The sequence below is a fragment of the Pseudomonas sp. 8 R 14 genome (genome assembly GCF_900005955.1).
Taxonomy (GTDB): Bacteria; Pseudomonadota; Gammaproteobacteria; order Pseudomonadales; family Pseudomonadaceae; genus Aquipseudomonas; species Aquipseudomonas marginalis.
Window position 1 is genome coordinate 42,445 of record NZ_CVTH01000092.1, and the last position, 16,357, is coordinate 58,801.

At 61.3% G+C, this 16,357-nt stretch carries 12 protein-coding genes; 4 read left to right on the plus strand and 8 right to left on the minus strand.

Features of this window, described 5'->3' with window-relative positions:
• Positions 1 to 58: 58 nt before the first annotated feature.
• The 8 genes from rpsA to mtnA all read right to left on the minus strand — a co-directional run bounded on the left by rpsA (position 59) and on the right by mtnA (position 12,450).
• A complete protein-coding gene (gene rpsA, locus BFQ01_RS29775; protein WP_027604177.1) occupies positions 59 to 1,744 on the minus strand; it encodes a 30S ribosomal protein S1 in 1,686 nt (561 codons plus the stop codon).
• A gap of 120 nt (positions 1,745 to 1,864) precedes the next feature.
• Complete coding sequence (gene cmk / locus BFQ01_RS29780) at positions 1,865 to 2,554, minus strand: (d)CMP kinase (RefSeq protein ID WP_003172653.1); 690 nt, start codon at positions 2,552 to 2,554, stop codon at positions 1,865 to 1,867.
• Complete coding sequence (locus BFQ01_RS29785) at positions 2,551 to 4,761, minus strand: bifunctional prephenate dehydrogenase/3-phosphoshikimate 1-carboxyvinyltransferase (protein WP_065928289.1); 2,211 nt, start codon at positions 4,759 to 4,761, stop codon at positions 2,551 to 2,553. The genes cmk and BFQ01_RS29785 overlap by 4 nt, the downstream gene beginning before the upstream one ends.
• 28 nt (positions 4,762 to 4,789) lie before the next feature.
• Positions 4,790 to 5,902 (minus strand): histidinol-phosphate transaminase, encoded by a 1,113-nt coding sequence (hisC, locus tag BFQ01_RS29790; protein WP_065928114.1) that lies wholly within the window; start codon positions 5,900 to 5,902, stop codon positions 4,790 to 4,792.
• A 9-nt stretch (positions 5,903 to 5,911) separates the two neighbouring features.
• Positions 5,912 to 7,006 (minus strand): prephenate dehydratase, encoded by a 1,095-nt coding sequence (gene pheA, locus BFQ01_RS29795; protein ID WP_032892790.1) that lies wholly within the window; start codon positions 7,004 to 7,006, stop codon positions 5,912 to 5,914.
• Positions 7,006 to 8,091: a 3-phosphoserine/phosphohydroxythreonine transaminase gene (gene serC / locus BFQ01_RS29800; RefSeq protein WP_065928115.1), complete on the minus strand. Its 1,086-nt coding sequence runs from the start codon at positions 8,089 to 8,091 to the stop codon at positions 7,006 to 7,008. The genes pheA and serC overlap by 1 nt, the downstream gene beginning before the upstream one ends.
• A gap of 212 nt (positions 8,092 to 8,303) precedes the next feature.
• Entirely contained in the window at positions 8,304 to 10,958 is a 2,655-nt protein-coding gene (gene gyrA / locus BFQ01_RS29805) for a DNA gyrase subunit A (protein WP_065928116.1), read from the minus strand.
• A gap of 421 nt (positions 10,959 to 11,379) precedes the next feature.
• The gene (mtnA, locus tag BFQ01_RS29810; protein ID WP_065928117.1) at positions 11,380 to 12,450 is read right to left on the minus strand and encodes an S-methyl-5-thioribose-1-phosphate isomerase; all 1,071 of its coding nucleotides are present in this window, start codon (positions 12,448 to 12,450) and stop codon (positions 11,380 to 11,382) included.
• Positions 12,451 to 12,559: 109 nt separating this feature from the next.
• Here mtnA and BFQ01_RS29815 point away from each other — a divergent pair, with 109 nt between their 5' ends.
• From BFQ01_RS29815 to BFQ01_RS29830, 4 genes are all read left to right on the plus strand, one after another.
• On the plus strand, positions 12,560 to 13,891 hold the full coding sequence (locus BFQ01_RS29815; protein ID WP_065928118.1) for a TRZ/ATZ family hydrolase: 1,332 nt from the start codon (positions 12,560 to 12,562) through the stop codon (positions 13,889 to 13,891).
• A 64-nt stretch (positions 13,892 to 13,955) separates the two neighbouring features.
• Positions 13,956 to 14,654, plus strand: a complete 699-nt coding sequence (gene ubiG, locus BFQ01_RS29820) for a bifunctional 2-polyprenyl-6-hydroxyphenol methylase/3-demethylubiquinol 3-O-methyltransferase UbiG (RefSeq protein ID WP_003172645.1) — start codon at positions 13,956 to 13,958, stop codon at positions 14,652 to 14,654.
• A 4-nt stretch (positions 14,655 to 14,658) separates the two neighbouring features.
• The gene (mupP, locus tag BFQ01_RS29825) at positions 14,659 to 15,330 is read left to right on the plus strand and encodes an N-acetylmuramic acid 6-phosphate phosphatase MupP (RefSeq protein WP_065928119.1); all 672 of its coding nucleotides are present in this window, start codon (positions 14,659 to 14,661) and stop codon (positions 15,328 to 15,330) included.
• 156 nt (positions 15,331 to 15,486) lie between these two features.
• The gene (locus BFQ01_RS29830; protein ID WP_065928120.1) at positions 15,487 to 16,227 is read left to right on the plus strand and encodes a YciK family oxidoreductase; all 741 of its coding nucleotides are present in this window, start codon (positions 15,487 to 15,489) and stop codon (positions 16,225 to 16,227) included.
• Positions 16,228 to 16,357 lie beyond the last annotated feature (130 nt).

Sequence of the window (16,357 nt, forward strand, 5' to 3'; positions counted from 1 at the left end):
GAATTTCAGGCATAAAAAAGGGCGACCGAAGTCGCCCTTTTTAACAGCCTTACAGAACTTAGTTCTGTTTAGCCATTGCTTCGCGCAGCAGGGAGGCCATGGTGGTCTCGCCTGTTGCAGCTTCCGGAGCCGATTTCAGGCTCTGGATGGCTTCTTTCTCTTCCACTTCGTCTTTCGACTTGATGGAGAGTTGGATCACGCGGCTCTTGCGATCGACGCTGATGATCTTGGCTTCTACTTCCTGGCCTTCTTTCAGAACGTTGCGCGCGTCTTCAACGCGGTCACGGCTGATTTCGGAGGCTTTCAGAGTCGCTTCGATATCGTCGGCCAGAACGATGATGGCGCCTTTGGCGTCAACTTCTTTCACAGTGCCTTTAACGATTGCGCCTTTGTCGTTCTCTTGAACGTACTCGGAGAACGGATCGCTTTCCAGTTGCTTGATACCCAGGGAGATGCGCTCGCGCTCTGGGTCAACCGACAGGATAACGGTGTCCAGCTCGTCGCCCTTCTTGAAACGACGAACAGCTTCTTCGCCAACTTCGTTCCAGGAGATGTCGGACAGGTGAACCAGGCCGTCGATGCCGCCGTCCAGACCAATGAAGATACCGAAATCGGTGATCGACTTGATGGTGCCGGAGATTTTATCGCCCTTGTTGAACTGGCCAGAGAAATCTTCCCATGGGTTAGATTTGCACTGCTTGATGCCCAGGGAGATACGACGACGCTCTTCGTCGATGTCCAGAACCATGACTTCCACTTCGTCGCCGACTTGTACGACTTTCGAAGGGTGGATGTTCTTGTTGGTCCAGTCCATTTCGGAAACGTGTACCAGGCCTTCAACGCCTTCTTCCAGCTCAGCGAAGCAGCCGTAGTCGGTCAGGTTGGTAACACGTGCGGTGACGCGAGTGCTTTCTGGGTAACGGGCTTTGATAGCGACCCATGGATCTTCACCCAGTTGCTTCAGGCCCAGGGAAACACGGTTGCGCTCGCGATCGTATTTCAGAACCTTGACATCGATCTCGTCGCCAACATTGACGATTTCGGAAGGATGCTTGATACGCTTCCAAGCCATGTCGGTAATGTGCAGCAGGCCATCGACGCCACCCAGATCGACGAATGCGCCGTAATCGGTGAGGTTCTTGACGATACCTTTGACTTGTTGGCCTTCCTGCAGGGATTCCAGCAGAGCTTCACGCTCGGCGGAGTTCTCTGCTTCCAGGACGCTGCGACGGGAAACGACAACGTTGTTGCGCTTCTGGTCGAGCTTGATGACCTTGAATTCGAGTTCCTTGCCTTCCAGGTGCGTGGTGTCGCGCACAGGACGAACGTCGACCAAAGAACCTGGCAGGAACGCACGGATGCCGTTAACGTCGACAGTGAAGCCGCCTTTAACCTTACCGTTGATAACGCCCTTGACCACTTCTTCAGCTGCGAAGGCTGCTTCGAGAACAATCCAGCATTCAGCGCGCTTGGCTTTTTCACGGGACAGCTTGGTTTCACCGAAACCGTCTTCAACCGAGTCCAGAGCAACGTGAACTTCGTCACCGACATTGATTGTCAGATCACCAGCATCGTTGTAGAACTGTTCCAGCGGGATCAGAGCTTCAGACTTCAGACCAGCGTGAACGGTTACCCAGCGAGCTTGGTAATCGATATCAACGATAACACCGGTGATGATGGAGCCTGCCTGAAGGTTCAGGGTTTTTAGGCTTTCTTCAAAGAGTTCCGCAAAGCTTTCGCTCATTTTAATTCCTGTTGATAAGGGCGAAGAATACGCCCATCTCCACACCCCAGACGGTGTGGGTCAGTTTCAGTTAAAAGAAGCCACCGCAGGACTATGACTGGTCCCCTGCGGCCTTCTTGATCACCCGGCGATATCGCGAATGGCGATTTCACTCAAGATGCGTTCCAGCACCTGCTCGATGGACAACTCCGTGGAATCCAGCTGTATGGCATCAGCCGCCGGCTTGAGCGGGGCTACTGCGCGCTGGGTATCACGCTCATCGCGTGCACGGATCTCATCTAGCAGACTCGACAGACTAACACCATCGACTTTGCCCTTCAACTGCAAGTAGCGGCGGCGAGCCCGCTCCTCGGCGCTGGCGGTCAGGAAAATCTTCAGCGGCGCCTCGGGAAACACCACCGTGCCCATGTCGCGGCCATCGGCCACCAGCCCCGGCGGCTCCTGGAAAGCCCGCTGACGCTGCAACAGCGCATCACGCACCGCCGGCAGCGCGGCAACCTGGGAGGCCCAGGAGCCGACCTGCTCGTTACGCAGGTCATCGGTCACATCGTCCCCTTCCAGGATGATGCGCTGGGGATGACCTTCCGTCGCGCCGACGAACTGCACATCGAGGTGCGCGGCCAGCAGCTTCAGGGATTCTTCGTTGGTCAGGTCGACGCCATGGTTGCGTGCGGCAAACGCCAGCAGGCGGTACAACGCGCCGGAATCCAGCAGGCACCAGCCCAGGCGCTTGGCCAGGATGCCGGCGATCGTGCCTTTGCCCGAGCCGCTTGGCCCGTCGATGGTAATCACCGGTGCTTTGATATTCACAATTGAGCCTCTTGGGCAACACGGATGCCGACTTGGGCACACAGTGTAAGAAAGTTCGGAAAAGACGTAGCAACATTGGCGCAGTCATGGATACGAATCGGCGCAGCCGCCCGCAGGGAAGCCACGCTGAAGGCCATGGCAATCCGGTGATCGCCATGGGCATGGACTTCACCACCGCCCATCAGGCCACCGTCAATGATAATCCCATCGGCGGTCGGTTCACACTTCACTCCCAACACCTGCAGACCGTCGGCCATGACCTGGATACGGTCGGACTCCTTAACACGCAACTCTTCGGCGCCCCGCAAAATGGTCCGGCCTTCAGCGCAGGCGGCCGCGACGAACAACACCGGGAATTCATCAATAGCCAGGGGCACCAGCGCTTCTGGAATCTCGATACCCTTCAATACAGCTGCCCGCACCCGCAGGTCAGCGACAGGCTCGCCACCCACTTCGCGCGGGTTTTCCAAGGTGATATCGGCCCCCATCAACCGCAGGATATCGATCACCCCGGTGCGGGTCGGGTTGATGCCGACATGCTCCAGCAACAACTCGGAGCCCGCGGCAATCGAAGCCGCCACTAGGAAGAATGCCGAAGAGGAGATGTCCCCCGGCACTTCAATATGGGCAGCCGTCAGTACATGACCCGATTCCACCGATGCGGTAGCGCCTTCCACCGCAACCGGGTAACCAAAACCGCGCAACATACGCTCGGTATGGTCACGGGTCGGCGCAGGCTCGGTCACTGCGGTTTGACCTTCGGCATACAGCCCCGCCAGCAACAGACAGGATTTGACCTGGGCACTGGCCATCGGCATTGCATAGCTCATGCCTTTGAGCGCCTGGCCGCCACGAATGGTCAGCGGCGGACGCCCTTCCGGCCCGGTCTCGATCACCGCCCCCATGTCCCGCAATGGCTTGGCCACGCGGTTCATCGGGCGCTTGGACAGGGAAGCATCGCCGGTCAACACGCTGTCAAAGCGTTGTGCCGCCAACAAACCGGACAGCAGGCGCATGGACGTACCGGAATTACCCAGGTAGATCGGCCCCGGCGCCGGCTTCAAGCCGTGCAAGCCCACACCATGAATGGTCACGCGCCCATGGTGCGGCCCTTCAATCACCACGCCCATGTCGCGAAACGCCTGCAGGGTCGCCAGGGCGTCTTCACCCTCAAGGAACCCTTCCACCTCCGTCACGCCCTCGGCCAACGAGCCGAGCATGATCGAGCGATGGGAGATCGACTTGTCACCCGGCACCCGGATACGCCCGCTCAAGCGGCCGCCCGGGTTGGCGAGGAAAGTCAGGTCATCGGCGTTCACAGCGGTTTCCATATAGGCCCGGCGAGCCAGGATCTTGCTGAAATGCTCACGCGCCACACGCGCACGGGTGAACACGCCCAATAATTGATGGCCATCCCCGGCATCGACCGCGTCGCGCAAGGCGTCGAGGTCACTGCGGAAGGTGTCCAGGGTGCGCAACACCGCTTCGCGATTGGCGAGAAAGATGTCGTGCCACATCACCGGATCGCTGCCGGCAATCCGCGTGAAATCGCGGAAGCCACCGGCGGCGTAACGGAAAATCTCGAGGTTTTCGTTGCGCTTGGCCAGGGAGTCCACCAGGCCGAATGCCAACAGATGGGGCAAATGACTGGTCGCCGCCAGCACTTCGTCGTGGCGTTCGACCTGCATATGCTCCACGTCCGCCCCCAGCTCACGCCAGAGACGATCCACCACGGCCAGCGCGGCCGGATCGGTTTGTTCCAGCGGCGTCAGGATCACTTTATGGCGGCGGAACAGCTGCGCATTGGACGCTTCCACCCCGCTCTGCTCGGAACCGGCAATCGGATGGCCCGGCACAAAGCGCGACGGCATGCCGCCAAAAGCCTGTTGCGCCGCCCGCACCACATTGCCCTTGGCACTGCCGACGTCCGTCAGGATCGCCTGGCCCAGGTCCATACCGGCCAATACCGCCAGCAGCTTCTCCATGGCCAGGATCGGCACAGCGAGCTGGATGACGTCAGCCCCCTGGCACGCCAGCGCCAGGTCCGCCTCGCAGCGATCCACCACGCCCAACTCCACCGCCAGCTTGCGCGATTGCGGGTCCAGGTCCACACCGACTACTTCGCCGCACAGCCCGCTTTCGCGCAGGCCTTTGGCGAAGGAGCCACCGATCAAGCCCAGGCCGACCACCACCAGGCGACCGATCATAGGCACGGCAGGTTGCAATGCAGTGACATCAACCACGAGCCAGGACCTTGGCCAGCGCCTCCAGGAAGCGGCTGTTTTCAGCCGGCAAGCCGATGGTGATCCGCAGGTGGTTCGGCATGCCGTAGTTGGCCACCGGCCGCACGATCACACCTTCGCGCAGCAGCCCCTGGAATACCGGGGCGGCCACTTGACCAAGGTCGACACAGATGAAGTTGCCCTTGGAGGGAATCCAGCCCAGGCCCAACGCACGGAAGCCATCCTGCAACTGCAGCATGCCGCTTGCGTTGATGCGGCGACCTTCTTCCAGATACTCGGCATCCTTCACCGCCGCACAGGCTGCCGCCAGGGCGAGGCTGTTGACGTTGAACGGTTGGCGCACGCGGTTCAGCACATCGGCCACCACCGCTGTCGACAAGCCATAGCCGACCCGCAGCGAGGCCAGGCCATAGGCCTTGGAGAAGGTGCGCGACACCAGCAGGTTCGGGTAGGCCGCCAGGAAATCCAGGCCGTTCGGCAGGTCGCTGCCTTCGGCGTACTCGATGTAGGCCTCGTCCAACACCACCAGTACATGCTCAGGCACGTCCTGCAGGAAGTCGTTGAGCGCCTGCGCATCGAACCAGGTGCCGGTCGGGTTGTTCGGGTTGGCGATAAACACGACGCGGGTCTGGGCGTCGATGGCGGCCAGCATGGCCGGCAGGTCATGGCCCCAGTTCCTGGCAGGGATAACACGGGCGTCGGCACCGACCGCCTGGGTGACGATCGGGTAGACCGCAAACGCGTGCTCGCTGAACACGGCGTTCAGGCCCGGCGCCAGGTAGGCACGCCCGACCAGCTCGAGGATGTCATTGGAACCGTTGCCCAGGGTGACCTGGTTCAGCTCGACCCGGCATGTTTCTGCCAGCAGGGACTTGAGGGCGAAGCCATTGCCGTCCGGGTAACGGGTCAGCTCGGCCAACTCTTCGCGAATCGCCGCCAACACCTTGGGGCTTGGGCCCAGTGGGTTCTCGTTACTCGCCAGCTTGACGATCTTGGAGGGGTCCAGGTTCAACTCACGCGCCAGCTCGTCCACAGGCTTGCCCGGAACGTACGGCGACAGTTGTTGCACGCCCGGCTGGGCCAGGGCGAGGAAGTTGCCACTCATGTTAAAGCCTCACAAAACCGCTTTCGGGTAAGAGCCCAGCACCTTGAGTGCCACGGCTTCCTGACTGATCTTCTCCAGCACGCCCTTGACCAGCGGATCGCGGTGGTGGCCGATAAAGTCGATAAAGAACACGTAAGTCCATTTACCGCTGCGCGAAGGACGCGTCTCGATGCGCGTCAGGTCAATCCCGTTATCGTGGAACGGCACCAGCAGCTCATGCAGCGCGCCGGGCTTGTTGCTCATGGAGACGATGATCGAAGTCTTGTCGTCGCCGGTCGGCGGCACTTCCTGGCTGCCGATCATCAGGAAGCGCGTGGAATTGTCCGGGCGATCCTCGATTTTCTCGGCCAGGCGCGTCAGGCCATACAGACCTGCCGCCATATCACCGGCGATCGCCGCCGAACTCCATTCACCCTTGACCCGCTTGGCCGCTTCGGCGTTGCTGGACACCGCCACGCGCTCCACATTCGGGTAATGCGCATCCAGCCACTTGCGGCACTGGGCCAGGGACTGGGCGTGGGAATAGATGCGGCTGATGCTGTCGGTCTTGGTGTTCTCACCCACCAGCAGGTGATGGTGGATGCGCAGCTCGACTTCGCCGCAGATCACCATGTCGTGCTCAAGGAAGCTGTCCAGCGTGTGGTTGACCGCGCCTTCGGTGGAGTTTTCCACCGGTACCACGCCAAAGTTCACCGCGCCGGCCGCCACTTCACGGAACACCTCGTCGATGGCCGCCATGGGCTTGCTGATCACCGCGTGGCCGAAGTGCTTCATGGCCGCCGCCTGGGTGAAGGTGCCTTCCGGGCCGAGGTAGGCCACTTTCAGCGGCTGCTCGAGCGCCAGGCACGACGACATGATTTCACGGAACAACCGCGCCATCTCTTCGTTGCCCAGTGGGCCCTTGTTACGCTCCATGACGCGCTTGAGCACCTGGGCTTCACGCTCCGGCCGGTAGAACACCGGCACTTCGCCCTCCGCCAGGGACGCCATCTTCACCCGTGCCACTTCCTGGGCGCAGCGCGCACGCTCACTGATCAGCTCCAGGACTTTCTCGTCCAGGCTGTCAATGCGTACACGCAGGGCCTTGAGTTCTTGTTCAGACATTAGCCGTGTTCCTTTTCGAACTCTGCCATGTAGGCAACCAGCGCATTGATCGCGTGAATGTCCACAGCGTTGTAGATGGAGGCGCGCATGCCACCTACCGAACGGTGACCCTTGAGGTTCAGCAGGCCACGGGCGTCGGCACCGGCCAGGAATGGCTTGTCCAGGCGGTCATCGGCCAGGCGGAACGGCACGTTCATCCACGAGCGGTCGGTGAGGTTGATCGGGTTGCTGTACAGGCCGCTGGCGTCGATGAAGTCGTACAGGGTGCGCTTCTTCTCTTCGTTGAGCTTGCCCATGGCCGCCACGCCGCCCTGCTCCTTCAGCCACTCGAACACCAGGCCCGACAGGTACCAGGCGAAGGCCGGCGGGGTGTTGTACATCGAGCCGTTGTCGGCCGCGACCTTGTAGTTGAGCATGGTCGGGCACAGTGAACGGGCGCGACCCAGCAGGTCCTCACGCACGATATTGACCAGGATGCCGCTCGGGCCGATGTTCTTCTGCGCGCCGGCGTAGATCATGCCGTAGCGCGACACATCGATAGGCCGCGAGAGGATGTCCGAGGACATGTCGCACACCAGCGGAACGTCGCCGACTTCCGGCACCCAGTCGAACTCCAGGCCGCCAATGGTTTCGTTCGCGACGTAGTGCACGTAGGCTGCGTCCTTGGACAGCTTCCATTCGTTCTGACCGGGAATGGCGAAGTAGTCGTAGGGCTTGGCAGTGCCGGCCACATTGACATGACCGTAGCGCGAAGCCTCTTCAATAGCCTTCTGCCCCCAGATACCGGTGTCGATGTAGTCGGCAGTGCCGCCTTCCGGCAGCAGGTTCAGCGGGATCTGGGCGAACTGCTGGCTCGCGCCGCCTTGCAGGAACAGCACTTTGTAGTTGGATGGAATGTCGAGCAAGTCGCGCAGATCCTGCTCGGCCTTGGTGGCAATGGACACGAACTCATCGCTGCGATGGCTCATTTCCATCACGGAGAGGCCTTTTCCATGCCAGTCGAGGAGTTCACCCTGCGCACGCTGCAGGACTGCTTCAGGAAGCGCCGCGGGACCGGCACAGAAGTTATAGGCTCTCTTGCTCACATCCAATCTCTCTGATCTGGTGGGACTGAAATCAAACACGGTAGGAGCGAGCTTGCTCGCGAAAAACCCGAGAGCGCAAGGGCGCATCAGGCAGCTCGCGTTATCGTTGACGATTTTCGCGAGCAAGCTCGCTCCTACAGGGGGCGGCGTTGTTCTTTCAAAGGGGACAAACAACAAGGGGGCGAATCTTCATCCGCCCCCTGTGTGTCCGCTTATTCCTGCGGTTCTTCTTCGTCTGCGGCAGCATCGAGGGTTGGCTCGTCGACGCTGTCATCGCCGGTTGCGATCACCTCGCCTTCGAACTCCTCACCTTCCAGCTCTTCGCCTTCGACTTCCGATGGTTCCTGGACACGCTCCAGGCCGACCAGTTTTTCGTCCTTGGCCAGTTTGATCAAGGTCACACCCTGGGTGTTACGGCCCAGGCTCGACACTTCGGCCACACGGGTACGCACCAGGGTGCCCTGGTCGGAAATCAGCATGATTTCCTCGCCATCGAGCACCTGGACCGCGCCGACCAGACGGCCGTTGCGGTCGTTGCTGACCATGGCGATAACGCCCTGGCCGCCACGCTTGTACTCCGGGAACTCGCTGATGGCGGTGCGTTTGCCATAACCACGCTCGGAAGCGGTGAGGATCTGGCTGCCTTCTTCCGGGATCAGCATCGAAATCAGCTTCTGCCCTTCCGGCAGGCGCATGCCGCGCACACCGCGGGCGGTACGGCCCATGGCGCGAACGTCGGATTCCTTGAAGCGAGTGACCTTGCCGCCGTCGGAGAACAGCATGACTTCACGCTCGCCATCGGTAATGGCCGCGCTGATCAGCACGTCGCCTTCGTCCAGCTCCAGGGCGATCAGGCCCACGCTGCGCTGGCGGCTGAAGGATTCCAGCGGGGTCTTCTTCACGGTGCCTTTGGCGGTGGCCATGAAGATGAAGTGACCTTCGGTGTATTCCTCGACCGGCAGCATGGTGGTGATGTATTCATCACTGTCCAGCGGCAGCAGGTTGACCAACGGACGACCACGGGCAGCGCGGGAGGCTTCCGGGATTTCGTAGGTCTTGAGCCAGTACACCTTGCCCTTGCTGGAGAACAGCAGCAGCGTGGTGTGGCTGTTGGCGACCAGCAGGTGGGCGATGTAGTCCTCATCCTTCACGCCGGTAGCCGATTTACCTTTACCGCCACGACGCTGGGCCTGGTACGCAGCCAATGGCTGGGTCTTGGCATAGCCACCGTGGGAGATGGTCACCACGCGCTCTTCTTCCGGGATCATGTCACCCAGGGTCAGGTCGAGGCGCGCATCGAGGATTTCGGTGCGGCGCACGTCGCCGTATTCGGCGCGGATCACTTCCAGTTCTTCGCGGATCACTTCCATCAGGCGCACGGCGCTGTTGAGGATGCGGATCAGCTCGCCGATCTGGTTGAGGATCTCCTGGTACTCGGCCAGCAGCTTCTCGTGTTCCAGGCCGGTCAGGCGGTGCAGGCGCAGTTCCAGGATGGCCTGAGCCTGTTCCGGCGACAGGAAGTACTTGCCGTCACGCAGGCCGTATTGCGGGTCCAGGGTCTCCGGGCGGCACGAGTCGGCACCGGCACGTTCAACCATCGCCACGACGGCGCTGGATTCCCATGGCATCTTGATCAGGGCTTCCTTGGCTTCCGACGGGGTCGGCGAGGCCTTGATCAGGGCGATGACGGGGTCGATGTTCGACAATGCAACCGCCTGGCCTTCCAGGATGTGGCCGCGTTCACGGGCCTTGCGCAATTCGAACACGGTACGGCGGGTCACCACTTCGCGACGGTGACGCACGAAGGCTTCCAGCAGGTCCTTGAGGTTCAGGATGCGTGGGCGGCCGTCGATCAGTGCAACCACGTTGATACCAAACACGCTTTGCAGCTGGGTCTGGGCGTAGAGGTTGTTGAGGATCACCTCAGGCACTTCGCCACGACGCAGCTCGATCACCACGCGCATACCGTCTTTGTCGGATTCGTCGCGCAGTTCGGTGATGCCTTCGAGTTTCTTCTCTTTAACCAGCTCGGCGATCTTCTCGATCAGACGCGCCTTGTTCAACTGGTACGGGAGTTCGGTGATGACGATCTGCTGGCGGCCACCGACCTTGTCGATGTCCTCGATGATCGAGCGGGCGCGCATGTAAATACGGCCGCGACCGGTGCGGTAGGCTTCGATGATGCCGGCGCGACCGTTGATGATCGCAGCGGTCGGGAAGTCCGGGCCCGGGATGTATTGCATCAGCTCATCGACGGTCAGCTCAGGGTTGTCGATAAGGGCCAGGCAACCGTCGATGACTTCACCGAGGTTGTGCGGCGGGATGTTGGTGGCCATGCCCACGGCGATACCGCTGGAACCGTTGACCAGCAGGTTGGGGATCCGGGTCGGCATGACCGCCGGGATCATTTCGGTACCGTCGTAGTTCGGCACCCAGTCCACGGTTTCTTTATGCAGGTCGGCCAGCAGCTCGTGCGCCAGCTTGGTCATGCGCACTTCGGTGTATCGCATGGCCGCGGCGTTGTCGCCGTCGACCGAACCGAAGTTGCCCTGGCCGTCTACCAGCAGGTAGCGCAGGGAAAACGGCTGGGCCATCCGAACGATGGTGTCGTACACCGCAGTGTCGCCGTGAGGGTGATACTTACCGATCACGTCACCGACAACACGGGCAGATTTCTTGTACGGCTTGTTCCAGTCGTTACCCAGCTCGCTCATTGCGAACAGCACACGCCGGTGCACGGGCTTCAAGCCATCGCGCGCATCAGGCAGTGCCCGACCGACAATTACGCTCATCGCGTAGTCGAGGTAGGACTGTTTCAGCTCGTCTTCGATATTGACCGGGAGGATTTCTTTGGCCAGTTCGCCCATGAGAAGCCTGATTCCTTTTTCGGGTGAAACCTCGTCGCATCCATATGGGACGAACGAAGCTCGCCGTCGCCGGCACACTGCCTGACAACGACTTACGACAAATCAACGAGTTATGACACGGATCTGCACGTTATGGCCCCCCCCTGGGGGCGGCCCTGGAAACCGCCGGATGTTATCACAATCGCCGCCACGCACCTATCCCCCTGATGCGCATGGAGACTAGTAATTTGACGGATGACAGGCTTGAGGAGGCCGAGAGGGGCTCAGAGATGGGGTGGTGCTTTTTTTTGAGGGCGGATCCGAGGGTTTTATTGACTTTCAGGGCCAATCGGGGGCAAGCCCATTCCACACTTTAATTGTGAACAGTCAAAATGTGGCAGGGGGCTTGCCCACGATAGCCATTTCACAGACACCACAGCCCTCAATGCAGCCGCTTACGGCACATCAGCTTGGCCAATTTCGCCGTATCCGGCCGCTCAACCACGCCCTTCTCAGTCACGATCACATCGATCAGGTCGGCCGGGGTCACATCAAATACCGGATTAAACGCATTGACCTCCAAGCGCTGCCCCATGACCTCCAGCAGTTCACCGGGATCGCGCTCCTCCAGGGCCACATCGTCACCAGTGGCCATCATCAGGTCCAGGCTCGAACTCGGCGCCACCACCATGAAACGCACGCCGTGGTGCATGGCGCACACCGCCAATTGATAGGTGCCGATCTTGCTGATCACATCGCCATTGGCGGCAATGCAATCGGCGCCGACGATCACCCAGGTGATGCCCTTGGTCTTGAGGAGATGCGCGCCGGCGGAGTCGGCATTCACGGTGACCGGGATCCCCTCGCCCGCCAGTTCCCAGGCGGTCAGCCGCGAGCCTTGCAGCCATGGGCGGGTTTCATTGGCGTAGACGTGCTCGACCAAGCCTTCCAGGAACGCCGCGCGAATCACCCCGAGGGCCGTGCCGACACCGCCGGTTGCCAAGGCGCCGGCGTTGCCATGGGTCAAGATCGCCTGGGCGTTGCCCTGATGCTTGCGAATCCGCTCAACGCCCAACTGGGCCATGACGAAGTTGGCTTCCCGGTCGCTTTCATGGATAGCGATCGCTTCGGCCTCCAGCACCGCCAGCGGATCGGCGTGCTTCTTGACGCGATCCAGGCGATCGCGCATGCGCTTGAGCGCCCAGAACAGGTTCGAGGCGGTCGGACGGGTATCGGCCAGTAGTGCGTAGTCCTCTTCCCAGGCGGCCTGCCAGTCACCGCCCTCGGCGATACGCTCGCGAGCGGCGAGCACCAGGCCATAGGCCGCGCTGATGCCGATCGCCGATGCGCCACGCACCACCATGGCGCGAATGGCCGCAGCCACTGCATCGACCGTGGAGCAGGCCACCCAGCGCTCCTGGGACGGCAGGGCGCGTTGATCGAGCAGGTGCAGCGTGCCATCACGCCAATCGATGGCCTTCACTTTCTCCGCTGCCAACAGTCGATCGCGCATCCGTCACCCCGTACTCATCAACAAAAGCCGCCGATTATAGCGATCCGCCAGCCAGGACGCTCGGGTATACTTCGCGCTTCTTTTATAGCTGCCCGGGAAGAAGCCTGCGATGACCTCCACTGCCGCCCCGCTCGACTTATTGCTACTGCCAACCTGGCTGGTACCTGTCGAACCCGCCGGCGTGGTGCTCAAGGACCATGGCGTGGGCATCCGCAATGGGCGTATCGCCTTTATCGGTCCACGGGCTGCGGCGTTGAAGCTGTCGGCCGCTGAAGTGCGCGAACTGCCGGGCATGCTGCTCAGTCCCGGCCTGATCAACGCCCACGGGCATGCGGCGATGAGCCTGTTTCGCGGCCTGGCCGATGACCTGCCCTTGATGACCTGGCTGGAAAAACACATCTGGCCCGCCGAAGCCAAGTGGGTCGACGAGGCCTTCGTGCGTGACGGCACCGACCTGGCCATTGCCGAGCAGCTCAAGGGCGGTATCACCTGCTTCTCGGACATGTACTTCTACCCCAAGGTCGCCAGCGATTGCGTGCACAACAGTGGCATGCGTGCGCAGATCGCGATTCCGATCCTCGACTTCCCGATTCCCGGCGCCGGCACCGCCGATGAGGCGATCCGCCAGGGCATCGAGCTGTTCGGCGACCTCAAGCACCATCCGCGCATCAAGATCACCTTCGGCCCCCACGCGCCCTACACGGTGTGCGATGCCAACCTGGAAAAGATCCGGGTCATCGCCGAAGAGCTGGACGCCGCGATCCATATGCATGTGCATGAAACCGCTTTCGAGGTACAACAGGCCGTCGAACAGACCGGCGAGCGGCCGTTGGCGCGCCTGGGACGCCTCGGCTTGCTGGGCCCGCGCTTCCAGGCCGTTCATATGACCCAAATCAGCGAGGACGACCTGGCTTTGCTGGTAGAAAGCAACACCAGCGTGATCCATTGCCCGGAATCGAACCTGAAACTGGCCAGTGGCTTCTGCCCGGTGGAGCGTCTATGGCAGGCGGGCGTCAATGTGGCCATCGGCACCGACGGCGCCGCCAGTAACAACGACCTGGACCTGCTGGGTGAAACCCGTACCGCCGCGATGCTGGCCAAGGCCGTCGCGGGTTCGGCCACCGCCCTGGACGCCCACCGTGCGCTGCGCATGGCTACGCTCAACGGTGCGCGTGCCATGGGCCTGGAAAGTGAAATCGGCTCCCTGGAAGTGGGCAAGGCGGCGGATATGGTCGCCTTCGATCTGACGGGGCTGGCGCAACAACCGATCTACGATCCGGTCTCACAGCTTATATATGCCACCGGACGCGATTGCGTGAAACACCTTTGGGTCGCCGGCAAGCAGTTGCTCGACGACCGGCAACTCACCCGCATGGATGAACAACAGTTGACCGCCACGGCCATCGCCTGGGGAAAACGCATCAGCGGGCACACCGAATAACGCTGGCTCTGAACCTACGTGTTCAGGACCGACAAACCGATTTATCAGATTTAGAGGATTCACCATGAGCAACGTCGACCACGCCGAAATCGCCAAGTTTGAAGCCCTGGCCCACCGCTGGTGGGACCGCGAAAGCGAGTTCAAACCCCTGCACGACATCAACCCGCTGCGGGTCAACTGGATTGACGAACGCGTCAACCTGGCCGGCAAGAAGGTGCTGGACGTTGGTTGCGGCGGCGGCATCCTCAGCGAAGCCATGGCCCAGCGCGGCGCCACCGTGATGGGGATCGACATGGGCGAAGCGCCGCTGGCCGTGGCCCAGTTGCACCAGCTGGAATCCGGCGTGAGCGTGGAATATCGCCAGATCACCGCCGAAGCCCTGGCCGAGGAAATGCCTGAGCAGTTCGACGTGGTCACCTGCCTGGAAATGCTGGAGCACGTGCCAGACCCATCGTCGGTGATCCGCGCCTGCTTCCGCATGGTCAAGCCGGGCGGCCAGGTGTTCTTCTCCACCATCAACCGCAACCCCAAGGCCTACCTGTTCGCGATCATCGGCGCCGAATACATCATGAAGCTGCTGCCGCGCGGCACCCACGATTTCAAGAAATTCATCCGCCCGTCCGAACTGGGTGCGTGGAGCCGCCAGGCCGGGCTGACCGTCAAGGACATCATCGGCCTGACCTACAACCCGCTGACCAAGCACTACAAACTGGCCAGCGACGTTGACGTCAACTACATGATCCAGACCCTGCGCGAGGAGTAAGCCTGTGAAGTTGCGAGCGGTTCTCTTCGACATGGACGGTACCCTGCTGGACACTGCGCCGGACTTTATCGCCATCTGCCAGGCGATGCGCGCCGACCGCGACCTGCCACCGATCAACCCACAGCATATCCGCGATGAAATCTCCGGCGGTGCGCGGGCGATGGTGGCCGTGACCTTCTCGATGGACCCGGAATCCCCCGGCTTTGAAGAGTTGCGCCTGGAATTCCTCGAGCGTTACCTGAAGGGTTGTGCGGTCCACAGCACATTGTTCGACGGCATGGCCGAACTGCTGGAAGACATCGAGAAATCCAAGCTGATCTGGGGCGTGGTCACCAACAAGCCACTGCGCTTTGCCGAGCCGATCATGCAGCAACTGGGCCTGGCCGAGCGTTCGGCGCTGCTGATCTGCCCGGACCACGTGAAAAACAGCAAGCCGGATCCGGAGCCGATGATCCTGGCGTGCAAGATGCTCGGCCTGGACCCGGCCAGCGTGCTGTTCGTGGGCGATGACCTGCGCGACATCGAGTCCGGCCGCGACGCCGGCACCCGCACGGCGGCGGTCACCTATGGCTACATCCACCCGGATGACAACCCACGCCACTGGGGCGCGGATGTGGTGGTGGATCATCCACTGGAACTGCGCAAGGTGCTGGATAACGCGCTGTGCAGTTGCTGATGGTTCGCTCCCCTCTGTAGGAGCGAGCTTGCTCGCGAAGAACCCGAGATCGCCGCGTTGATCCAGATACCCCGCGTTATCGTTGACGTTTTTCGCGAGCGAGCTCGCTCCTACAAGGGGTGCTTGGATTTTCTGTGAATTCTGTCGAGGTTGTTTATGTTTGATTACTCCGCACGTCCAGAACTGCTCAAAGGCCGGGTGATCCTGGTAACCGGTGCCGGTCGCGGGATTGGCGCGGCGGCGGCGAAAACCTACGCCGCCCATGGCGCCACCGTGCTGTTGCTGGGCAAGACCGAAGCCAACCTGGCCAAGGTGTATGACGAAATCGAAGCGGCCGGCCAGCCGCAACCGGTGGTGATTCCGTTCAACCTGGAGACCGCCCTGCCTCATCAATACGATGAGCTGGCCGCGATGATCGAAAAAGAATTCGGCCACCTCGATGGCCTGCTGCACAACGCCTCGATCATCGGCCCACGTACGCCGATCGAGCAGTTGTCCGGCGAGAACTTCATGCGGGTGATGCACATCAACGTCAATGCGATGTTCATGCTCACCAGCACGTTGTTGCCGCTGCTCAAGCTGTCCCAGGATGCGTCGGTGGTGTTCACCTCCAGCAGCGTCGGGCGCAAGGGCCGGGCATATTGGGGCGCTTATGGGGTGTCGAAATTCGCCACTGAAGGCTTGATGCAGACCCTGGCGGATGAGCTCGACACCGTCGCACCGGTGCGCGCCAACAGCATCAACCCGGGCGGCACGCGCACCAGCATGCGGGCCCAGGCATATCCAGGGGAGAATCCGATGGAAAGGCCGGCACCGGAAGAGATCATGCCGGTGTACCTGTACCTGATGGGCCCGGACAGTACCGGCATCAATGGGCAGGCGTTTGACGCGCAGTAATCCCTGACACCCTACCCGCTGTGGGAGTTGGCTTTTGTGGTGAGCGGGCTTGCCCCGCGCCGGGCTGCGAAGCGGCCCCAAAACCTGCCAACGTAATCTCTCTGTCAGATCGCGCTGGCTGAACTGTGGG